The 21,934-nt window shown below is 43.2% G+C and carries 21 protein-coding genes; all 21 read right to left on the bottom strand.

Translation table 11 applies throughout. The features are described 5' to 3' along the window. Window positions 1-26: 26 nt before the first annotated feature. Window positions 27-2,198, bottom strand: coding sequence for a chemotaxis protein CheA (locus E4K68_RS10535; RefSeq protein WP_135378885.1), 2,172 nt, complete (start codon window positions 2,196-2,198; stop codon window positions 27-29). A 360-nt stretch (window positions 2,199-2,558) separates the two neighbouring features. Then, window positions 2,559-2,927, bottom strand: a complete 369-nt coding sequence (locus tag E4K68_RS10530) for a flagellar protein FlaG (protein ID WP_135378884.1) — start codon at window positions 2,925-2,927, stop codon at window positions 2,559-2,561. A 144-nt stretch (window positions 2,928-3,071) separates the two neighbouring features. Continuing rightward, complete coding sequence (locus E4K68_RS10525) at window positions 3,072-4,100, bottom strand: glycosyltransferase (protein WP_243450337.1); 1,029 nt, start codon at window positions 4,098-4,100, stop codon at window positions 3,072-3,074. Window positions 4,101-4,189: 89 nt separating this feature from the next. Further along, the gene (locus E4K68_RS10520) at window positions 4,190-4,522 is read right to left on the bottom strand and encodes a hypothetical protein (protein WP_135378883.1); all 333 of its coding nucleotides are present in this window, start codon (window positions 4,520-4,522) and stop codon (window positions 4,190-4,192) included. Beyond that, window positions 4,522-4,914 (bottom strand): flagellar export chaperone FliS, encoded by a 393-nt coding sequence (fliS, locus tag E4K68_RS10515; RefSeq protein ID WP_135378882.1) that lies wholly within the window; start codon window positions 4,912-4,914, stop codon window positions 4,522-4,524. The genes E4K68_RS10520 and fliS overlap by 1 nt, the downstream gene beginning before the upstream one ends. A gap of 30 nt (window positions 4,915-4,944) precedes the next feature. Beyond that, window positions 4,945-6,606, bottom strand: coding sequence for a flagellar filament capping protein FliD (fliD, locus tag E4K68_RS10510; RefSeq protein ID WP_135378881.1), 1,662 nt, complete (start codon window positions 6,604-6,606; stop codon window positions 4,945-4,947). Between the two features lie 29 nt (window positions 6,607-6,635). Continuing rightward, window positions 6,636-7,040: a flagellar protein FlaG gene (locus E4K68_RS10505; RefSeq protein ID WP_243450336.1), complete on the bottom strand. Its 405-nt coding sequence runs from the start codon at window positions 7,038-7,040 to the stop codon at window positions 6,636-6,638. A 162-nt stretch (window positions 7,041-7,202) separates the two neighbouring features. Next, window positions 7,203-7,400 carry a YjfB family protein gene (locus E4K68_RS10500; RefSeq protein ID WP_135378879.1) on the bottom strand — a complete coding sequence of 66 codons (198 nt, stop codon included), beginning with the start codon at window positions 7,398-7,400 and terminating at the stop codon, window positions 7,203-7,205. Window positions 7,401-7,469: 69 nt separating this feature from the next. After that, window positions 7,470-7,703, bottom strand: coding sequence for a hypothetical protein (locus tag E4K68_RS10495; RefSeq protein ID WP_135378878.1), 234 nt, complete (start codon window positions 7,701-7,703; stop codon window positions 7,470-7,472). Between the two features lie 142 nt (window positions 7,704-7,845). Further along, complete coding sequence (locus E4K68_RS21650; RefSeq protein WP_348982856.1) at window positions 7,846-12,144, bottom strand: flagellin; 4,299 nt, start codon at window positions 12,142-12,144, stop codon at window positions 7,846-7,848. 244 nt (window positions 12,145-12,388) lie between these two features. Continuing rightward, entirely contained in the window at window positions 12,389-12,565 is a 177-nt protein-coding gene (locus tag E4K68_RS10480; protein ID WP_135378877.1) for a carbon storage regulator, read from the bottom strand. Between the two features lie 151 nt (window positions 12,566-12,716). Further along, on the bottom strand, window positions 12,717-12,896 hold the full coding sequence (locus tag E4K68_RS10475) for a carbon storage regulator (RefSeq protein WP_135378876.1): 180 nt from the start codon (window positions 12,894-12,896) through the stop codon (window positions 12,717-12,719). Window positions 12,897-13,031: 135 nt separating this feature from the next. Further along, window positions 13,032-13,232 (bottom strand): carbon storage regulator, encoded by a 201-nt coding sequence (locus tag E4K68_RS10470; protein ID WP_135378875.1) that lies wholly within the window; start codon window positions 13,230-13,232, stop codon window positions 13,032-13,034. Window positions 13,233-13,571: 339 nt separating this feature from the next. Next, a complete protein-coding gene (locus E4K68_RS10465) occupies window positions 13,572-14,444 on the bottom strand; it encodes a response regulator (RefSeq protein WP_243450335.1) in 873 nt (290 codons plus the stop codon). Continuing rightward, entirely contained in the window at window positions 14,441-16,363 is a 1,923-nt protein-coding gene (locus tag E4K68_RS10460; RefSeq protein ID WP_243450334.1) for a histidine kinase, read from the bottom strand. Before E4K68_RS10460 ends, E4K68_RS10465 begins: the two co-directional genes overlap by 4 nt. A gap of 181 nt (window positions 16,364-16,544) precedes the next feature. Then, window positions 16,545-16,742 carry a YjfB family protein gene (locus tag E4K68_RS10455; protein ID WP_135378873.1) on the bottom strand — a complete coding sequence of 66 codons (198 nt, stop codon included), beginning with the start codon at window positions 16,740-16,742 and terminating at the stop codon, window positions 16,545-16,547. Window positions 16,743-17,192: 450 nt separating this feature from the next. After that, entirely contained in the window at window positions 17,193-19,073 is a 1,881-nt protein-coding gene (locus E4K68_RS21430; protein ID WP_282432981.1) for a flagellin, read from the bottom strand. Window positions 19,074-19,384: 311 nt separating this feature from the next. Then, window positions 19,385-19,933 (bottom strand): DUF6470 family protein, encoded by a 549-nt coding sequence (locus E4K68_RS10445; protein ID WP_135378871.1) that lies wholly within the window; start codon window positions 19,931-19,933, stop codon window positions 19,385-19,387. 30 nt (window positions 19,934-19,963) lie between these two features. Continuing rightward, entirely contained in the window at window positions 19,964-20,200 is a 237-nt protein-coding gene (csrA, locus tag E4K68_RS10440; RefSeq protein WP_135378870.1) for a carbon storage regulator CsrA, read from the bottom strand. After that, the gene (locus E4K68_RS10435; protein ID WP_158291408.1) at window positions 20,201-20,635 is read right to left on the bottom strand and encodes a flagellar assembly protein FliW; all 435 of its coding nucleotides are present in this window, start codon (window positions 20,633-20,635) and stop codon (window positions 20,201-20,203) included. It abuts the gene before it with no gap. A 392-nt stretch (window positions 20,636-21,027) separates the two neighbouring features. Continuing rightward, window positions 21,028-21,927: a flagellar hook-associated protein FlgL gene (flgL, locus tag E4K68_RS10430; RefSeq protein WP_135378868.1), complete on the bottom strand. Its 900-nt coding sequence runs from the start codon at window positions 21,925-21,927 to the stop codon at window positions 21,028-21,030. Window positions 21,928-21,934 lie beyond the last annotated feature (7 nt).

Here is a 21,934-nt window from a genome sequence, read left to right as displayed (position 1 = left end):
TCCTCCTCATAATAGATACTCTCTATCTAGCCTTTGCGCATAACCAACACGTCTTGAATCAATGATCCTATGTCAAGAATCAACGTGACTTTGCCGTCTCCGAGAATCGTAGCACCAGCAATACCAGGGAGATTATTCAGAAAATCGCCCAACGACTTAATGACAACTTCTTGTTGTCCACGCAGTTCATCCACAATAAGCCCCAGGGCTTTATCTCCAAAGCCCACGACCACGACAAAGACCTCACTACTGGCCGTTTCTGGAGCTGCAAGACCAAATTTTTCTTGTAACGAAATCAGGGGTAACGTATTCCCGCGTAGTTGAACCATCGGCAAACCGCCGACCGTTTTAATATCCGTTCGATTGACGAGAAGGGTCTCCAACACCGAAGAGAGTGGAACTGCATAAATTTCTTTCCCAACCTCCACGAGCAGAGCTTGAATGATCGCTAAAGTTAGAGGCAACCGGATAGTAAAGGTTGTACCTTTACCCTTATTGGTCGTGATATCCACCATGCCCCCAAGATTATTCAAGGCCTTTTTCACAACATCCATTCCAACACCCCGACCCGAGATATCAGTCACCTTATCTGCCGTGCTAAAACCTGGCAAGAAAATAAGGTTAGCAATATCGCGTTCAGAGAGTTCCTCTTTATCACCGACTAGGCCCTTGGAAACTGCAATTTTCCGGATTTTATCAAGGTCCAACCCTGCCCCGTCATCTGAAATGAGAATCGCAATATGATTTCCTTCATGATAGGCGTCCAGCGTAATCGTACCACGATCCGGTTTACCCGCCGCGCGACGCTCTTCCGGAGACTCCACCCCGTGATCCACTGAATTCCGTATGAGATGCATTAAGGGATCCCCGATAACTTCGACGACCGTTTTATCTAGTTCAGTGTCTTCACCTTTTAAGACAAGTTCTATCTCTTTCCCAGTTTTCTTAGCGAGATCGCGGACCAAACGGGGGAATCGACTAAAAACAGTTCCAATCGCCACCATTCGCAGACGCATGACACTCTCTTGAAGATCATTCATTAAGCGACCCAAGTAAACATTGGCCTCGTTTAAATTATTGACCATATTATCCGTAGTGTACTGGGCCTTTAGATCCAGTCCGATTTGTACCAAGCGGGTTCGGGTAATGACCATTTCCCCGACGAGATTGATAAGATTATCCATCCGGGCCGTATCGACCCGAATCGTATGTACTTGCGTGTTACCTTCCCCGCTAACGACTTCGATAGCCGGTGCCGTAGACGTTGTGCTTATCGCTTTAGGTTGAACCTCAGCTATTTTATCGGAAAAGGATTGGAAGCTAGGGGATATTTCCTGATCTAAAATGGGTTCATCAATAACCACAGTCGCACCCGCAGCTACCTCTTCAACCAGCCCTTCGCCCTCTGGGTAAGGGTGAATAGCAACATCTACCAACTCAGATATTTCTAATAATTCCCTGTGCATTTCTTCAATGGACTCATTACATAGTACAAGTAAGGAGAAGCCCTCGGCATTCCCGACTTCCAGATCTTCAACACTCGGATAAAGCTTAATCACCGTGCCCATACCCTCAAGCCGCTGGGTCGCCATCACTGCACGAACGGCTTTCATAATCGTATTAGGCGCCAGTCTCACATCCACTTGATAGATTCCATACCCCATAATGTAAGCATTGTTTACTTTTTCACGTTCTGACTGAGATAAGACAAAGTCTAGCGGGACAAAATCATCTACCACATCTTCGTTTCCCTTTACAAGCTGTGGACTCACGGATTCAGCAGGTTTCTCTCCATTTAATAACCCCTTCATGGAGGAAACTACATCTTCATACTCAACAGAAATCTCCAGACGCTGCTCCACTTGAGCCAGCATCACTTTCACCCTGTCGGTCACTGCTAATAAAATATCAATCATTTCTAGAGAAACTTCCATTTTACCTTGCCGCAAACGATCCAATAAATCCTCAGCCGCATGGGTCAACGCAACTATAGGAGTGAACCCCATTGTGCCCGAGGCCCCCTTCAAACTGTGAGCCGAGCGGAAAAGATCGTTAATAAGCCCGATATTTCCTCCCTCTTTCTCCAGTTGCAAGAGCCCCGCCCCGAGTTTTTCAATCTGTTCCTGGGAATCCAACAAATAAAACTCTAAGAACTCCCCCAGATCTACTCCCTGATTTTTACCGTCATCCTGGCTCATGCTTTGCCACCCCAATCTTTTTCTTAAGAAACTATATGATACAACTTTGTAATTCACCACTTAAGGGTACGTATTTGAATTATCGAACAACCTATGTACAGCTTATTCCAAGAATAGACATATTGCTCCAGTCTTGTTATTCGCCATTTTTTGTGAAATTCCTCCAAAGAAAACGAATATACAATCTTCTCAGCTTATTCCCTAATATTAGCATCAAGTTGTAAATGCGTATATAGTTATTCGACAAAATTTGATAGGACTTTCGGGCAAAAATAAAAAACAACAGAGTACACAAAGTATCCTGTTGTTTTTTCAAACTATATTGAATTCTTAACGTCATTTTAAAAGCACTTCACTCTTTCAGATATGTTTATCGAACAATAAACCTGCCATCTGGCTAAAAGAATCAAAAATCTCCAAAGCACGTTTCGATGGAATTTCATCCAGTACTTCCCCGCTTTGTTGATCCACGATCCTAACCGTAAGCCGGTGAGAACTTTCATGAATACTGAATTCGTAACGTTTATCGATAATTCCCATAAGTCGATTGAGCTTTTCCGTAGCTTTTTCTACTTCTTCACGTGGAATTTCTTCACGGGCCGAGGGAATTTCCTGCTTACGATCGACAACCTGACGCGGTGTATCTTGGGACCTTTCCAGCTTTTGACCTGGAAAGGCATCCACTGGGATCGTGGTGGACTGAGTATTCGGTTGAATGGGATTGACCATCGAAGATTCCTCCTAACCTCATGCCTAATAATTGATAAGATTAAATTCAGTGGTATCTAATAGGAGAATGATTACACTTTATATATCGAAGATTGAGCTTCATAACTTTAAAGATTCATCAACGATAGTTCTTCCCAACGAGTACTAAATTTCCCTCAGACGCTTAAGAGCTGCTGGATAGTTTTCGCATTTCTCATAATACCTAACCGCTTCAGCCCGGTATCCCAAACACTCATATATAACGGCAATGTTAAACTTCGGCAAATAGGAATTAGTTCCTTCTACCTTTCCTTCTTTATTATCGATGCACCGCATAAATTGTTCGATTGCCTGAGAAAATCTCCCGTTATTCATAGAGATAAGAGCCATCAAAAATTGATAATCCGTTGAACTAGCGTAATACTTCTCATAGTTTTTGAGACACATTGCTTCTCCATAACTTCCGCTATTAATTAAAGCATATCCGTACGTTTCAACCAGATTTTTCACATATTCAAGTGAAAAATCTAGCGGCAAGGCTAACGCTCGTTTAAAGCAATACACAGCATCTTTGTAACTCTTAGCCATATAATATGTTTTGGCTAATTGATAAAGCATATAAGCATCCTCGGGATTTTTCTCCAATGCCTGTTCCAGCAACGTGATATTTCTGGCGATTTTATCTGTGCGTTGAATAACTTCCTGGGTGTAACCACTATGTTCTACCGTAATCTCCACCGGAACAGTATTAAAGGAGTTTCCGTCTTTTTTGACAATCTGTTCATGGATAATCCCTTCATAATGAAATAATCTTCGATTAAATAAGCGACTGATTCTCTCCGTACAGCGTTTCTCTCCCGTCGCATCGGATACAATATCGATCAGTCTAATTCGTCCAACAACGGACTTATCGCTCTTTATAACGTTCCAGAAATGTCCAACGTTGAAATTAGTTATGACTTCATCAGCATCCAAAACAAGCACCCAATCGCAAGACGCTTTCTCTAATGAAAAGTTCCTGGCAGCAGAAAAATCATCACACCATGTAAAATCATAGACCTTTTCAGTAAATGTCAGCGCTATTTCTTTGGTACGATCGGTTGAACCAGTGTCTACAACAATGATTTCATCGACATAACGACCAACCTTGTTCAAACTTTGTTGAAGAACATCTTCTTCATTCTTCACTATCATGCATAGGCTTATTTTCATGGAATCCCCACTCTTCTCTTCTAGAAAAACATCCCCGACCTTCACATAGAAAGTCGAGGATAGTCTACCAATTATCGTTTCCAATTCATCTCGCTAACGGCCGTAGTGCTCGTAGCACTATAAGCTTCTGATACCTGATGTTGCCGCTTGCTACTGTGGAGGCGAACTTGCAAATTATGGATGATGCATTCACTATCTTTCTGGATTTCGGTAAGCAAGCTCTGTCCTACTGGCGAGACTTTGAAACCATCATCATCAGTCTGTTCAATGAGGGTCTGCAACCGCTCCCTTTGATTCAGCAGGTCATAAAAAAGATTCATATCCTGCTTAGTCAGAAATTTCATCATTTCTTTCGTCAAAAACCGGTAATTCTCCCACAAACCTTGTGCTGTCTCGCCTACCATTACTTAGCCATTGCCCGGGCCACATGAGTTTGTTTCATGGCGCCTACCCAAGCATCCCTCAGTTCCTCTAACACGCCTTTAGCCTGTTGCAACTGTGCCACATCTTTCTTAATATTGCCTTGAATAAGGCAGTGTTCCGTGTATTCATAAAGCTGTGCCCAGTTTTTCGAAAGTTCATAGCTCATATCCAACGTGAGTACAAATTCACGAACGATGTCCTGTACACGCATATTGGCATTGTGGGATTTTTGTATATCCCCCTGCTCCATCGCCAAAATGCTTTCATTCAGAAACCGTAGCGCTCCATTATAGAGCAATAAGGTCAATTGTTCCGGTGGAGCCGTCATAACCTGTTGATTTTTATAAGCATTTGCCATCTGCGAATTCATCAAGATAAACCCTCCCTATGATTTCCTGTATTATTAGCCAGTACTACTGGTACCCAATTGCGATGATAACCAACTACTCTGGGAGCTCAATGCCGACAACGCTACTTCCATAGCATTATACTGCTTATAATAAGCACTCTGCATCGTATTGAACCTGTTTGTAGCATTGCTGATCTGCGTATTGTAGGCAATAATTTTTTTAGCAAAATTGCTATTGGTATCATATTGGGAATTAGCAGTAGTACCCGCTATTTGGTTCAATTGATCCATTGTGTTCTTAATGCCATCATACAGCCGCCCTGCGATCCCCTGACTTTTACTGTCGGTAGTCGTTTTACCATTAATTGTTGTTGTTGTACCAGCAGCGCCAAATAGCTGATTCAGTACATTCGGATTCGCGTTTAACGCGGTCCGCAATTTATCCGTATTCAAGTATAATTTACCGCCCTCGGTATAGTCGCCAGTGGTAATACCGATTGAGGACGCACTATTATAGGTGCCAGTAATGCCAGAGACAGGGCTAGAAAATGCATTTCGCATGGCGTTCACAAGGCTCGTCAAGGTCGCATCACTGTGAAGCATCCCGCTCTGTGCCTTGGTATTCCAGAGAGTAATATCTGCATCTTTCATAGCTGCCTTCTGAGTATCCGTAAGGGGGGGGTAGTCAGTGTAGCGCGTCTCCTTTACCTTGCCATTAACCTCAGCCAAAATCTTATTATAGGAATCAACTAAGGATTGGATATTGTCCACCGCTTTGTCGACATCGTTTGTCACACTCACACTAGTCGCTTGTCCCGCAGACAACTTATCTTCGATATTGCCCGCCCCCACGTTAGGCGATACGCCTGTTATACTGTACGTCACGCCGGAGATATTAAATGTATTACTAGCTTCGGTTAAATGAACCCCGTCTAGTTTAAATTCCGCATCTAGACCGGTAGGACTAGAAAACGTAGTGGTAGTTGTATTAGCAGTAGTATCGTCGGCGGTAGTGAAACCTCCAGTGTTAGTTGTGGAATCAGGAGCAGCATTAGGAAATAGATTAAGTTTCCTGATAAAATCGGCCCCTGCATCAGGGGTTCCAGTAGTAACAGTACTACTAATACTAATCCCCGTAGTAGATCCTAAATTGGTTGTCGAAAGGAAAAACCGGTCTAAGGTGCTATCATAACTTGCTTGCACGTTAACACCAGCACTATTTATCGCACTGACAACATCATTAATACTCTCGGTAGGCGTAATGGTAATAGCCTTGCTAGCCGAACCGTTCCCAATATTAATAGCAAAAGAACTTGTTACACCCAACTGTGTGGCAAGTGTCTTCTTATCCGCTCCAGTAGGGGTGATGCTACTAGTACTCGTCAAGTTCACTCCACTGGCTAACTGCGCAACCACCAAGGAATGATTTACATCCACTGCACCAGCATTAGCTGTCGCAGTGACTACAGACATGTTATTGGAAGAAACCTTATTCGGATTTAAAGTCCCCTCGAGTTTATAATTAAATACCGTATTACGAAACGTGCTAATATCATCATACACCGTATTATAGGCAGTTTTTTGCCATTGCAATACCGTCTTCTTTTGCACCAACGCATCGTCTTTTGTTTGCTGTCCAGCCATTAGCTTTTTTACGATAGAATCAATATCCATGCCCGAACCAGACAGTCCATAAGTTCCTCCTATCGATGACATATTTCAGACCTCCTATCAAAAATCCATCACTATATCTTTTTATCAAGTAGTATCCCGACATATTCCCGAATCGCAGCCATCGTATCGAGAAATTCATGGGGCGGAAACTCTTTTAGAACTTTATTATTAGTTTGGTCAATGACTTGTACCATAAGTTCGTTTGTCTTTTGATGGACTGTGAATCTAATATTGGCATCCATTGCTTCAATAAACCGATTTATCGATTCCGTTATCTGGGTTACATCATGCAAATTGACTGGCTTTTTATTGACTTTGTCGTCAATGGGTGCAGTCACTAGTTTATCCGTAACGTTACCCGTAGTCGCAGTTGGAACATTAATAACGAACTGTGTACGGGGAACCGTCTGCTCTATATTGGCAGAGTCACCAAAACCTACGGAAGTCTTTAGTGCGCTTATATCCAAATCGAACACCTCTGATTGATTTACTCTACTATATGTATCGTAAGAAGTGCTACTAAGCTTTAGTGTAAACTACTAAAAACGTGTTTTTTTGCGTGGCAGTTCGCAATGATACAGGTCGCCAAGAATAATAAAGCCACTAGCTAGGTATGATCCTAAACTAGCGGCTGTTCCTTAGGCTTGTATATCAAGATTAGCACCCAAGTTTGGCTGAACGGACGTTTCCATGGTCTTAGTTGTTCCACTTACTAGAGATGCAATTGAGTCACCTTTAGTCGCTTCAACGCCCATCGCCATTTTCATGACCGATATGCCTGCTTGTTGCTGAACTTTGCCTTGACTGAGCACGACTGACATAGCTGCTATATCCATTTCAATCACTCCTTCGTTAGATTTACTACCAAAAAGTCAAATCTTAAAGTGAATCATTCCCACTGGAGATCACTGAAAGTCTAGCCAAAAAGTTCTGCTTTGTTCATCCATTTCGCTAACTTCTTGTTGGCATCTGTGCAGTCTGGTATTAATTACCTTGATTTGTTTACCGCTTAGCTTGTTATCTCGGGCACCTTCGGCCAGTTGTCTCATTTCAACCAACTTCTCATCAATTTGATTTAACATTTCGAGTCTGTACTTCACCCATTCTAGTTTTCGGATCAAATAGTTTTCATCGGTCACAGCTGGCTCCTTTGCAATGCCTGACTACTAGTCGTCTAATGATACCACACATCCCTCAATTTAGAGAAGAGCCAGAGAAGTAGATCTCTGGCTCTTGAGCGTGACGATTGGGCATCAATTGCTAGCCAGGACGCTAAGCCAATTATCTCAGTAATTGGAGAACGCCTTGAGGCTGTTGGTTAGCTTGCGCCAGCATAGCTTGTGCAGCCTGTTGGAGAATGTTGTTCTTTTGGAAGTTGGTCATTTCTTTGGCCATATCTACATCGCGGATGTTGGCCTCAGCTGTGGTAATGTTCTGGGAAGAAGTGCCAAGGTTATTGATGGTGTGTTCGAGACGGTTCTGGTAAGCACCGAGCTTAGAGCGCTCAGCAGATACTGCGGCGGTGGCGTCATCGATAACACTGATGGCTGCTGTTGCTTTGTCAGCGGTAGAGATGTCCAGTGCAAATTCGACATTGGTATTGTCGGTACCATTGCTTACGTTGGCTGTTGCCACATACGAGGCAATGGTGCCATTTTGCGCTGCGACGGTACTTGCCGTGCCATCGCCGGAGATGCCAAGTGCCACGGATCTCATATCAGCAACGTCAAGGGTCATTGTTTGACCAGTGTTTGCTCCAATTTGCAATTTGGCAATAAAGTCGCCGGAAGTTGAAGTCGTCGTCGATACCTGAGGTGCGGTCGAGCTGGCTCCAAAGGCAGTTTGTGTGAGTACCAGGTTGCCGCTGGTGGAATCAACCGATGCGGTATAATTGACTTTAAGGGTGGCGTTGGTGTTGATGGCATCCGCCAAAGCCTTCGTCTGATCGGCCACGGTTGCAGCCACTTTAATTGCCGTACCATTAGCATAGCCCACATTGGCGGCTTTGTTGGAAACGCTAATTTTCTGACCATCCAGTTCAAAGGACGCACCATTGGTCATCAGACTACTAACATCAACGGCGTATTGCCCGGCTGTTCCAGTCCCTTTTACTGCAAGGTCAGTAGTTTTCAGGTCAGTTCCAGTTGCCGTAATTTCCTTCAAGTCAACGTTAGCGCCTGTGCCACTGACATTATAGGTAGCACTCAAGGTGCTGTTTAAACTAATAGCATTGCGTAAGCTGATTGCCTGGTTGTCAATATCGCCACCAGAGACATCGAACTCGTTTTTAGAACCAACGGCATTACCAGCGACTGCAGTGAAGATTTGACCCTTAACATTCACTAGGTCACCAACGTCAAACGCCTTGGCGATGTCAAAGCTGTAGTCACCTTTGACTTCTGTGGTACCACCTACCAAGGTGGTGTTAGCTTTTACAATATCTTCGCCTGTTGCTTTGGTATCCCAATTGCCTTCAGCCTTGAACTGATATTTGCTAAAGTCTACATCGCCATTTGCAGTCTTGACGGTGCCTAACGCTTGCACGGCGGTCTGAATCTTAGCAGCAGTATTATTGCTTGCTGTGGTGTTAGCCAAGTAGATCGTTAGGTTGCCGTCTTTTTGATCGACGGTCAAGGTATCAGCCACAACGTCTTTTACGCCACCAGAAAATGTCATACTATTTCCGTTCATAGCTGTAGCAATCAAAGTAGCACTACCACCAGCACCGGTACCGGCAGTACCAGGAGTCAGAGTAAGTGCAGCCCCACCTTGGAAGCCAGCGTCAGTCAAACCAGTCTTTGCCGTAGCCAAAACAGCAGCTCCAAAATTAGCATCAGTTTCTGCATCAGCAATACTACCGGTTATATTTAAGGTTTGTGCTGCTGCATCCCACGAAGACGTCAAACTCGTTGAAGTCCCTGATGTTAAACCTGAAAAGGACAGCTTTATACCATTTAACTCGGTGCTTTTTGTTCCAGACGTCAAGGTCATAGAATCTACGGCTGATGTTACAGCTGCAGTACCAGCGGCAAGAGAACCTTTGACAATGGTAATTTGGCTCAAATTCTTACCGCTTGTGTCAGTAATATCTAGTTTGTCATTGGCTCCAGCACCGGCAGTAGTAACAGTGGATAATGCCGTACCAGTTGCTTGGTTAGTTTTTTCGGTCATGGTGATTTTGCCATTCGCCACAGTAGCACTAAAATGTTTGCTTAAATCAGTATCGGCATTGATAGCCATCAGTAAATTTTTTGCCTGCTCAGCAGCACTGCTAGTATCTGTACCAGCGGTTCCAGTGACTGGAGCGGCAAATCCGGTTAAAGTTGCAAGGTTAGCTGCATTCGTACCAGATAAAGTAACTGTAGGAACACCGTGGGCTGCGTTATTTGTTTTGTCTGTGATCGTAAGTTTATTAGAAGCTATAGTTACATTTGCAACGGTTGAAAGAGCAACATTGCCAGCAGTTTTTGCAGCACCAATTAATGCAATCAGCGCAGCATCATCTTTTACGGAGCCGTCATACGCTGCTAGAGCGTTATGATCCACATTATAATCCGTTCCACCTAGGTTGATTTTTATATTTTCATTACCTGCTAATGTGGCGCCCGTATTTGTAGCTGACACCCTATCACTGGCTGCAGCAACAACTCCCGCAGTTCCTGCATCAATATCGGTACCATCAGTGCCAGGAGTAGAACCCAAAGCAAATCCAGTTAAAGCTGTAATCGAATCTGTTTCAGTTGAACTAGTACCTGATACAGTAACTGTAGGTGCTGCGCCGAGTAAAGCATTGGTCTTGGCTGTTATAGTAACTTTATTACCAGATATAGTTACGTTAGCAACGTCTGAAAGTTTACCAGTACCGCCATCAGATGCATTATCAAATAGATCAGTCAGATCACTAGCAGCTGCCGAAGAACCATCGCCATATCCTGATAGAGCGGTATGATCGATAGTATAAGTCGTTACACCAAATGCGATGTCTATCTGTCCATCAGTTGTTACTCCAGTCATATCTGTCGCTATTGTTCTATCACCTGCTGCAGCAACAACTGCCGCGCTTCCTAGATCGGGATCGGTTCCAGCGGTTCCAACATTAGCAGAAACAGCAAATCCAGTTAAAGTCGAGGCTGCACTACCTGTTACCGAAACTACAGGTGCAGCAACAGCAGATCCAGCAGTTTTGGCAGTGATATTAATTTTTCCACTAGTGTCAACAGTTACATTAGCCACATCTGAAAGTTTAGCTGTACCATTTGCAGCGCTACCAATTAACGTCGCTACATCTGCATTAGTTTTTCCAACACCGTCACCATATCCCGTAATTGCCGTATTATTCAAGGTATAAGTTGTGCCACCAATTGCAATATCAATTTGATTTCCTGTAGCAGCGGAAACGTCTGTTGTTGCCGCAGCGCCTGCTCCTGCAACAACTGCAGCTGCAGTTTTATCAACATTGAATTCACCTTTGGAAGCATCCGCAGTGCCTGCTACCGCTGTAAAGGTTTTGCCACCGACATTAATCGTATCGCCAGCTTCTTTGATGGCACTGGTAATAGAGAACGTACTAACACCTTTTACTTCGGTTATACCACCAGACAAGCTGCTACTGGAAATTGTTGAGGCAGCGGCTACTTTCGTAGCATCTGACATACCAACCAGTTTTTCTGCAGAACCAGCACCTGGAGGAGCAATTGTCACTCCTGAACCAGCATAACCTGAGCCACCTGTGATACTGGTGAGATAATTGGACAATTCACCACGGTTAGAACCAGTAAAGAGGGATTTGCCATCCGTACCAGTACCAATATTAAAGTTGATTACAGCAGTAGCACCAGAACCAGTAATGTCTACGGAACTGCCAATTCCAGTTGCGTTTGCCAATTGGTTAATCTTAACCGTTACCCCATTTACAGATTTATCGTTTTTGGTAATTGAGGTAAAAGTAAGTCCCTGGAGCGTAGTCGAAGCGGTAGCACCTTTCACGCTCGCCGTTGTGATATCCGTAGAGCCGACTTTACCGGTGGCAGCGGCAGTATTACCCTGCACTGAGCCGGTAGAAGCTATCGCCACAACACTCTTTGCATTGACTACCATAGCATCGGTTGCGCCTGCAGCAATGCCAGTCACACCATCAACATTAGTATTTGTGGTTTGAGCAGTGGTCACTGCCGCTGCATTGGTACCTTTGAGCAATTTCTGGGTATTGAACTCAGTGGTATTACCGATCCGGTTGATTTCAGAGGTTAACTGATTCATCTCAGTTTGGATTGCAGTACGGTCGCTCGTAGTGTTGGTATCATTAGAACCCTGAACAGCCAATTCGCGCATACGTTGAAGGATGCTAGTGGTCTCATTCAGTGAACCTTCTGCAGTGGATACTAGGGAAATACCATCTTGAGCATTGCTAGTAGCTTTGTTCAAACCAGCAATCTGACCACGCATTTTTTCGGAGATCGCTAGACCTGCTGCATCGTCAGCTGCAGTGTTTATGCGAAGACCTGAGGACAATTTTGCCAAGGCGCTCTGGGTATTCTTCTCATTGATACCCAACTGACGTAAGGTGTTGAGGGACGCCATATTAGTATTGATAATCATAATTAAAACCTCCGTGTATTTTTTATTTATGTGAACATCCGTGTTCACATATTTATATAACAAGCCTCATGGCCACTCGGCTTATTACCATAAGAAGATGCTTAACTATAGAAAAAAGGACGATTGCTCTGCTGCATTTAACCCAGCGTCCTGCTAGGAATCAGCAAAGGTAATCGTCCTTGAAGTATTATTAAAGGGTCTCTTTGCAAAATTTGATATACTTCACCTAATTGGTCTCGGGAGGCTTGTTTTGTTCTTCATACAATTCTCCACGTATAATAGGTGTGGTTTTAGGGGCATCAATTGCTAATCTCAAATCTCCTAAGTCACTTTCAATGACTTTGACCATGATATCGTCGCCAATCATCACGTATTCGCCTGGCTTCCTGCCTAACACCAGCATAATTCACTCCTCCTTGATTGTATGAATAAATAAAAAAACGAGCAAACTATCCCAAATTTATCCCCTACGTCCTGTAAGAGTTACTTGGTTTTTTTGCTCGTCCCTGTACTTGTATTAAATTGGGTTCATACAATGTGTCGTTAAGATAGCATTACTGCATATTAGTCGTGAGAGAATTCTTTTGACTTTCGTACAACTCTCCACGTGTGATCGTTACGCTTTTAGGGGCATCAATTGCGAGTCTTAAATCACCTGAGTTACTCCTGACAACTTTAACCATAACATCGCCGATCATGACATATTCGCCAGGCTTTCTTCCTAATACTAGCACGATTTTCTCCTCCTTGATTCCTATAAATTAGGTCAATAAAAAAAACGAGCAAATATTCCAAACCTTCCCTACGTCCTGTAAGGGTGATTTGGCTTATTTGCTCGTCCATGCAATGTTATTTAATTACGTATGCTATTAGCCATTGATATGGCTTTGGTGCGTATTCATCGTGAGAGAGTTATTTTGATTTTGATATAATTCTCCACGTGTAATTGTTGTGGTTTCAGGGGCATCAATTGCGAGTCTTAAATTACCTGTGTCACTTCTGACAACTTTGACCATGATGTCGTCACCAATCATCACATATTCGCCAGGTTTTCTTCCTAACACTAGCACGATTGTTCCTCCTATTCTATATATCGTAATATCGTCGCAAAACTTAAGGACTTTTTTAAAGATGTTTAAAATTTAATGCAGATTCCAGGCAGTGGTATCCTAACATTTTTTGAGTTAAAAATAGATTTCTGCACTGGAATCATCGATAAACTTCCATCCATAACCTCACTCACCTTCCATTTACTGTGTTAGTCCGATCATAAACCACTCACCCTAAATGAACCCTAAATGGGAAGTGCCCAATAAGATTAATCACTCTTATTGGGCACTCAATGTAAAACCTTATATATCACGGTTTTGGAATAATTTGTTCTATAATATAGAACAAATTTAAAAAACTCATTTATATATCTTTTTCAAATTTTTTATTATCATTTTACACATTTCATCAAGTTCCGCAGCTCTTGAATGTGCCCAAGCATACCCACTCGCTTCCATATATCCCCTTTGCTTTAACCGTTCAAGCAAACGAAAATCTTCCTCTCTTTTTATCTGATAGCCCTTGATCAGCTCATTCAGCTGATAGAGTTCACATTTAACTTGGTCTGTCACGACTCTATAATTCCCACGGCCGCTTTCCAGTATCTGAGAGATGCCTGCATCTGCCAATCGTTTACGCAGCAAATAGGTGGTTGCATGAAAGTTTGTTTGGGCTTTTTCAGAATTATAGTCTGGCCAAACTGCATCCGCTATCTTTTCCCAATTTACTGGCACGCCATTTTTATGTATCAAGAAAGCCAATACTTCCTTTGCCTTGGAGTTTTTCCAGACCAGAGCATCTCCATTCAGGAACACTTCAAAGTCGCCAAAGCATTGAATAAACGGTTTCCTAGGTCGCCCGACTGTACTCTTGTTTTTCAATAATCGCTTGACTGTTTTCCCCAGTCTTTCTTCTGTCAAGGGCTTCATAATATAATCCATCGCCTGTAATTCAAAAGCCTCCACCGCATATTGGTTAAAGGCGGTCACGAAAATAATATCGATCGTTTCATTAAGGTCTAATATCTGCTCGGATAGCTGAAGGCCATTAACATCTGGCATTTCAATATCTAAGAAAACGGCATCCAGCGGATGCTCTTTTAGATAGGATAATAACTGTTCCGCTGTTTCAAACAGACCGCATAGCTCAAGTTCCTTAATTCCCAGCACCATTCTTTCAAATCGTTCCAACACATGCATCTCATCGTCGACTGCCGCAATCCGTATCATCATGGCTTTCTCCCTTCCGGTATCACCAGTATCACGCAGGTGCCTCGTCCCACCTCACTGCTGATATCGAGACCTCTGCCATATAATCTAAGGAGTCGATGGTGGATATTAAGGAGACCAACGCCTTGATCTTTTCTTTCTTCACTCAAGAGGCGAGTAAGCTTTTCCCCTTCAATTCCAATACCATCATCTTCAACCTCAATGCCTATGCCTTCTTCTAGCTGCATCAGCCTTATGCGAACCCTTCCTCCGCCTTGTTTTTTTGATATACCATGTCGAACTGCATTCTCCACTAAGGGTTGGAGGATTAGAACAGGTATTTGATCGTCTAAAGGTATTTCAATTTCTTTAAGGAGCTGTATCTTTTGACCAAAGCGTGCTTGTTCAATGTTGAAATAAGTGTTGATAAATTCCAGCTCTTTTTCTAACGTCACCATTTTATCCATGTGATTAAATTCCAGACTTCCTCTTAAATAGATTGCTAAATCTATTATTAGCTTGCCAGCTTTTGCCCCATCCTTTTCGCATACATTGGCAATGGCATTCAAGGCATTGTATAGAAAATGCGGCTTAATCTGTGCTTGTAAAAATGACATTTCTGTTGCCATTATTTTGTCCTTGAGTGTGTCTGCCTCAACTAAGTTCTCATTGTACATAATAAGCTTTTTATAGGTATTGGCCTGTTGTCTGGCTTGAACAAAAGACATCGCTATAATAACGGCAAAATTTCCATATAAAATCATATAGGATAAATTAATACCGCCAATTCCTTTATAATGAAGTATATCTTCAATGCTAGCTAAAACAAAGACGCAGATGGCTACAAACATTATTATCGCATTGTCTCTTTTACGGAGCACTGCTTTTATTTGGACGCCCATGATGTAAATCATTTGCAGCAGAATCAGTACGTATAAATAATTAGTAAATGACGACATCAACCCAGGGGGTGTTAGCAGCATTCCATCAAAAAATAGTGTAGGCAACAAGACTAAACCCAATGTCGTTTTTGTGTATTCCAAAGGATAAATACTAAGGACAAACAAGATCATAATTGGCATCAAATTATAACCTGTCAAATAATTAATATACATTTTGACGTCGTATGACACATTAGGGAAGAAGATCATGAGCGGTGTTTCGCCCCATATCAAGGAACGCAAGGCTGTGATAAAACAAAGCATGCTAAAAAGCAAGGCTGTCTTATTTTTTGTTTGCAAAAGAAAGAGTAATAAATAATAAATACTAACTATAAAAACACTGCCAATAAAGAATAGCTGTAGCGCTAAGAGTGTCATTTTTTGTCGTTCTAATACTTGTTTTGATCCGAATACTGGGCCTTGGCGAAGTCCTCCCCTGGCATAATCCAGATTGGCCACCTGAAAAATCAACTCAAGCTCTTGCGTATCCTTTGGCAAATCTAGAATAAGCAATTTCTCGCCGTCTTTGAAATCAGAAGGTTTGGTCGATACCTTTCCGACTTCCGCCATAAGCTGTCCATTGGCATAGAGCTTATAGGCATTGGTAACATTTTGAATGCGAAGAGCAGGGTCTTTAAGAGTCGATGGATAGTTTAGGCGCAAACGATAGGTGGCAACCCCACGATGTGGATAAACCTTGGTTCCTGCTCCTCTATCATCCCAAGTACCTGGCACTTTTATGAGCGAATCCATTTGTGGCGGTTGCTTTGCATTGAAATCTCCCGGCATCAATAATCTATCCCAATAGAATTCCCATTGACCATCTAATGCCACTAACTTATTTTGGTTAAAATCAACGTTCGACAAATCTACATTGCCGTTATCAACAATTCCTGAGCCCGATGTATACATCATGCCAATGGCAAAAAGCATCGAAGCAACAAATAATATGATGAATATTATTCTCCAATTCGATCCAGCGTTTTTCATGCCTTTCTTCACACCTCGGTTTCAATTATCCTCTTTCATAATAATACTCCCATCCAGCAGGTAGAATCTACCGACTCCTTTGTAATAACAGTCAAGGAAGCAAAGTGCTTGTCAACACGCGACTTTATCCATACCTGGCTCTCAAGATTAACAAAGCCACTAGCCAGGTATTTTCTAAACTAGTGGCTGCTCCCTATGCTTGTATATCAAGATTCGCTCCTAAATTTGGTTGAACAGACGATTCCATGGCCTTGGTTGTTCCACTTACTAGAGACGCTATTGAATCACCTTTAGTCGCTTCAATGCCCATCGCCATTTTCATGACCGATATACCCGCCTGTTGCTGTACTTTGCTCTGACTAAGCACGACTGACATGGCTGCTATATCCATTGTAGATCACCCCTTACGTTGGATTTACCAATATGGTGTCTAGTCTTAGAGTGGATCAATCCCACTGAGAATTACTAGACGTCTAGCCAAAAGGTTTTGTTTTTGTTCATCCATTTCGCTAACTTCTTGTTGGCATCTGCGCAGTTAGGTATTCATCACCTTGATTTGCTTGCTGCTTAGCTTGTTGTCTCTGGCGCTTTCAACCAGTTGTCTCATTTCAAACAGTTCGGCTTCATTTGGTCTAACTTTTCAAGTCGGTATTTCACCCATTTCAATTTTTGGTTCAAGTAGTCTTCATCGGTCACATCTGGCTCCTTTGCGATGCCTAACTCCTAGTCGTCTCAAGAAACCACACATCCTTTTAATTTCGAGAAGAGCCAGAGAAATAATTCTCTGGCTCTCGAGTGGTAACGATTGGCTATACGTTTAAAATCTAGGACCCTAAGCCAATTATCTCAGTAATTGTAGAACGCCTTGGCCTTGTTGGTTAGCTTGAGCAAGCATAGCTTGAGCAGCCTGTTGGAGAATGTTGTTCTTTTGGAAGTTAGTCATTTCTTTGGCCATATCTACATCGCGGATGTTGGCCTCAGCAGTGGTAACATTTTGTGAAGAAGTTCCCAAGTTGTTGATGGTGTGTTCCAAACGATTTTGAACCGCACCCAGATTTGAACGCTCAGCGGATACTTTGGTGATAGCATCATCAATAATACTGATCGCCGCAGTTGCTTTAGCGGCGGTAGACAGGTCAAGCGTGTACTCAACATTATTGTTGTCAGAACCATTGGAAGCTGATAGAATTTTTCCGAACGATGCTTTTGCTCCGTTTAATGCCGTATCAGTACCGCCCGCAACAGTTCCCGAAATGCCTAAAGCTTGTGAACGCATATCTTTGATATTAACAGTCATCGTTTGGCCAGTATTGGCACCAATCTGGAATGTAGCATTAAAGTTGCCTCCAACTGCTGACGAATCTGCTGCCACTGAACCTAGTATTTGATCCAGATGACTACCACTGATGCTGAATTTCGGTGTAGTTTCTTGAACAATATCACCGTTAGCTACCCCACCAGAAGTCATTACTGTTGAATCAGTTGTGAATTGGAAGTAATTGTTTACATCATTAACATTATTCGGGTTAGTAGTTATAGATGCTGTTACCGCACCTGAACCAAATACTGAATCTAATTGTTTATTTAATTCAGTTACTAAATCATCAGAAGTTACTGTTTTCAACGTGGGATCAGTACCAAACTCGGCCCCTAAAGTAATATTTGCATCTCTTCCATTATAGTTTACTGAAAAGGTCTGACCTCTCCAATCAGCAGCCTCTAATGTGTCGGCACCAGCGGTAGCATTGAGCACCTTATTACCATATAGAGTGGCCTCTATTGCGGTAGTTCCTGCAGCTGTAATATCACTACCAGCTGTATCTACAGCACCAAACCCTAATAGGGTACCAAACGAATCAGTTGTCGCACCACCTGAACCATCAGCCGCGATTGTAATATCTCCAGCGCCAACCTTTGACTGTAAGGAAAGAATTCCACTGCTAGAAATGTTGACATCTGCGACTTCACCTAAGGTGACTTTCCTAGAAGTGCCATCATTCATCGTGAAATTACCTGTGGAGGCAATACTACCTAATACCGACCCTAGAGCCTGATTTTTCATAGCGGTTGTGGCGTTACCGCCAGCTTTAGCAGCATCCGTCTGATTCCATAAAGTTGCAAACTGATCACCATTTATGATGAAAGTCCCACTTGCTCCAGCGGCATCCACTACATCAATTTCCAAGTTGTCCCCATCGGTAGCAAAATTTAAAGTCCCAGGATCTGTAGTGAAATCTGTTGCATTAATCCCTAGAAGTTTACCCCCTTGCGCTGCAGTTCCTGTTGTTCCAGAAGTACCTGCACTGATACCTTTTGCAGATTGTCCGCCATCCAAGAGCTTCTGAGTGTTAAATTCGGTGCTGTTTCCGATACGATTAATTTCAGAGGTCAGCTGATTCACTTCCGTCTGCATAGCGGTACGATCATTAGCCGTATTAGTATCATTACCAGCCTGAACAGCCAACTCACGCATACGTTGGAGAATGCTAGTGGTTTCACTCAGTGAACCTTCAGCAGTGGATACCATGGAGATACCATCTTGAGCATTGCTAACAGCTTTGTTCAAACCACTGATCTGACCGCGCATTTTTTCAGAAATAGCGAGACCTGCGGCATCATCAGCTGCGCTATTGATGCGAAGACCTGAGGACAATTTTGCCAAAGCACCTTGAGTAGCCTTTTCATTGATACCCAACTGCCGAACGGTGTTGAGTGAAGCCATATTAGTATTGATAATCATAAATAGAATCCTCCTTGATATTACATCAGGCGTCCTTGCCCGATTTCTTCATGCCCTCCAGCCATGTTTCTCCCTCCGGCCGGTTGGAAGAAAGCAGAGCTTTTTGACATGTTACTTATATATCGAGAGGTTGGAGTGAAAACTTAAGGCCTTTGGGGAAATTTTTTGACTGAAGAGAGAAAATATTTAGCTCAAATATTCTTCCCGAACTAAAAAGAGGTAAGATGCAACTTTAGCACCTTACCTCTTTTTTAGCCCTCAGCTTATCCGACTCCAATAAATTATTGGGAAATTCAAACCTTGACATCCATTACTGATATTTCAATACTGGGGTATTGACTGACCCGAATATCGACACTCCCGGGCTGATAATCCCCTTGGACGGTGCCGGGTTGTACGGTAAAGTTTACTTTTCCGGCGACGGGGTTGAATTGAACCGGATTAGCTTGATAATGAATGTCAGGTGCATCGATATGTGCCCAAGTAACGCCCAGTAGTTCAGAACGGGTGGAATCAGCGGCTATGTCAGCTATCGCATTGGAATTGCTCTCAATGTGAGCCAATTGATAGCCTTCTTGAGCAATTCTAGCAATGGCGTCCATGGCAGTTTGTTTTCCGAGTGCAGCATTATCCCGGGCGAAATCGGCGTTATTCTTCAAACCAATTGAGTAACGACAGGGCGTCATATCAATTGTCAACTCCCCACGCGGTTGGCTAATTTCTAACGTTGCCGGTGTCGTCTCCATTTGCAGCGAAGGCCGAGTAGTTTTCAGATTTGACTGGGCATTTCGAGTGGTATATTCCAGACGTGTGGATTGCGTAGAAATATTAATTCGAAGCATGGAAGCACCCTCCCTTATGCTGACCGAGTTTTAACGAAACATTCCTAACTCTTTCAAAAGTTGAAGCGATTGTCCATGTTCTTCTCCTGCCACTGCTTCACGATTCTGTCTTTGGATTTCTTCATAGATTTCATTTCGCAAAATCTTGAGATCACGCGGAGCATCAATCCCGATACGTACGGTATCCCCAGAAATAGCGACAATCGTAATTTCAATGTCTTCTCCAAGCCTGATTTTTTCATTAAGTTTACGTGCTAGAACCAACATTTATCCCGCAACCCCTTCCTGTCGGGGCTTTTGGTTTTCTTCTGTAAATATTGGTTGCCTTGACGGATATCGATCGTCATTGAAGATCACCTGCATTCCAATCCTATCTACGGTGTTAAAGAGAATCGGAGCACGTAAATTCGCCGTCGTCTTGGCCATATCTTGACGATGTAGGGTCAGAATCACCCATACGTCCACTGGCATATCCGCATGAACGTTTAGAACCTTGATACTTTCTTCATCAACATCCAGCCCCTTCAAATACTCAGGAAAGTAGGCTTCAGGGCGCATGAGAATAAATCCAATTTTCTCTTCTTGGACAGAGATCAACTGAGCGAGCATAGCATCTTCTTCAGGAAAAAATCTAAAGTCGTGGTGCGTCTCAAATCCCGGAATCCCTTGGGGAAAGTGAAATATTCGTGGTTCATTAGGCAATATACTCAACTCCTTATACTAGTTCGTCCAACCAAGCCTAAGTTCAAGTTCAGTCTGCAAATGATATGGCTAGCCGAGGCTAACAAAACATTCCTAGATCATAAAACTCTTCCCACAAATGCCCAGATGTTTTGCTTAACACAAAGAGAAGCCTTAGAATGAGCAGCTTGCCAAACTCAACGAAGACGAGGCCCCCATACTAAGGGCTGAGCACACGATGTGCGAAGCCGCCAACTGAGCCAAGGTCGCCTCCCGCCGTCCTTGGCTCCGGCGACACTAGGCCATCCATGGCCGTCGGATGGCGAATTTGGCGGGTACCCTCACCCCCAACCGAGTCTAAGTTCTAGTTTGGCCTGCGAGATCTGGCTGAACGCGTGTTAACAAAACATCCTCTACCTCATAAAATCCACCAAGGACGGCTCAATAATCTTGGCACCAACAGATAATGCTGCTTTATAAACATTTTGCTGGCTCGTAAAATCCGTAATCGTCTTCGCCATATCCACATCTTGAATACTGGAAAGGTTATCTTGCATATTAGTTGATGTAGAATCCAACTGACCCTGTATTGCAGTCATTCGGTTGATGCGCGCTCCCAGGCCTGCGCGCTGATCGACAACGTTATTAATAGTTGTGTCAATATCGCCCAATAAATTACTGACACCTGTTGAATCGTTGCTCCTCAAGTCTGAGCTCAAAGTATTGAGTGTACTCAGCATTCCGGTGGGAGTAGGAGTATTAGTAGAAGTTAATCCAAACAAAGTTTGACCGTTGACTGAAACAGGGATACTTAAATTATTTCCGACTTCAAACTTGATATCTTGCCCGTTAGCCTGAGAAGCACTTCCATCTGAAAGTATGAGTTCCTTATCCGTTGCCGTACCCGAGAACATATATTTCGACCCAACTTGCGTGTTCGCCATCATCTTAAGTTGGGTAGAGATTTGATCTACTTCATCCGCTATAGCGCCTCGGTCGGCAGTAGCTAAAGTCCCATTAGCTCCTTGTACTGCAAGCTCCCTGACACGTTGCAGCATTGACGTCATATCCCCCATGGTGCTGTCCGTCGTATTCATAAACTGCAACGCCGCATCTGCATTGCTCTTCCACTGCTCAACGGAGGAAATATTGCTTTTCAAGCGCATTGCATTTTGAATCCCCGCGGGATCGTCTGAGGGACGGCTTATCCGATGCCCGGAAGACAGCTGATTTTGCATCTGATCCATTCTTCCCTGAGCCGATTCTAGATTGCGCAACAGGCTTTGGCTCAACATGTTATTCGTTATCCGCATTGATGTT

Origin of the sequence: Desulfosporosinus sp. Sb-LF (genome assembly GCF_004766055.1) — a bacterium.
In the GTDB taxonomy this organism is placed as follows: domain Bacteria; phylum Bacillota; class Desulfitobacteriia; order Desulfitobacteriales; family Desulfitobacteriaceae; genus Desulfosporosinus.
The sequence above is the reverse complement of the archived record's forward strand: the minus strand, read 5'-3'. Positions and strand labels throughout refer to the sequence as shown.

What these genes read in the sequence shown, in the direction of transcription:
- E4K68_RS10530 (WP_135378884.1), bottom strand. Translation starts at nt 2,927, where the DNA reads ATGGTCAATCCCATTCAACCGAATACTCAGTCCACCACGATCCCAGTG.
- E4K68_RS10445 (WP_135378871.1), bottom strand. Translation starts at nt 19,933, where the DNA reads ATGCTTCGAATTAATATTTCTACGCAATCCACACGTCTGGAATATACC.
- flgL (WP_135378868.1), bottom strand. Translation starts at nt 21,927, where the DNA reads ATGCGGATAACGAATAACATGTTGAGCCAAAGCCTGTTGCGCAATCTA.
- E4K68_RS10520 (WP_135378883.1), bottom strand. Translation starts at nt 4,522, where the DNA reads ATGGTAGGCGAGACAGCACAAGGTTTGTGGGAGAATTACCGGTTTTTG.
- E4K68_RS10480 (WP_135378877.1), bottom strand. Translation starts at nt 12,565, where the DNA reads ATGCTGGTGTTAGGCAGGAAGCCAGGCGAATACGTGATGATTGGCGAC.
- E4K68_RS10455 (WP_135378873.1), bottom strand. Translation starts at nt 16,742, where the DNA reads ATGGATATAGCAGCCATGTCAGTCGTGCTTAGTCAGAGCAAAGTACAG.
- E4K68_RS21430 (WP_282432981.1), bottom strand. Translation starts at nt 19,073, where the DNA reads ATGGCTTCACTCAACACCGTTCGGCAGTTGGGTATCAATGAAAAGGCT.
- fliD (WP_135378881.1), bottom strand. Translation starts at nt 6,606, where the DNA reads ATGTCATCGATAGGAGGAACTTATGGACTGTCTGGTTCGGGCATGGAT.
- E4K68_RS10525 (WP_243450337.1), bottom strand. Translation starts at nt 4,100, where the DNA reads ATGATAGTGAAGAATGAAGAAGATGTTCTTCAACAAAGTTTGAACAAG.
- E4K68_RS10535 (WP_135378885.1), bottom strand. Translation starts at nt 2,198, where the DNA reads ATGAGCCAGGATGACGGTAAAAATCAGGGAGTAGATCTGGGGGAGTTC.
- E4K68_RS10500 (WP_135378879.1), bottom strand. Translation starts at nt 7,400, where the DNA reads ATGGATATAGCAGCTATGTCAGTCGTGCTCAGTCAAGGCAAAGTTCAG.
- E4K68_RS10465 (WP_243450335.1), bottom strand. Translation starts at nt 14,444, where the DNA reads ATGATGATACGGATTGCGGCAGTCGACGATGAGATGCATGTGTTGGAA.
- csrA (WP_135378870.1), bottom strand. Translation starts at nt 20,200, where the DNA reads ATGTTGGTTCTAGCACGTAAACTTAATGAAAAAATCAGGCTTGGAGAA.
- E4K68_RS21650 (WP_348982856.1), bottom strand. Translation starts at nt 12,144, where the DNA reads ATGGCGTCCCTCAACACCTTACGTCAGTTGGGTATCAATGAGAAGAAT.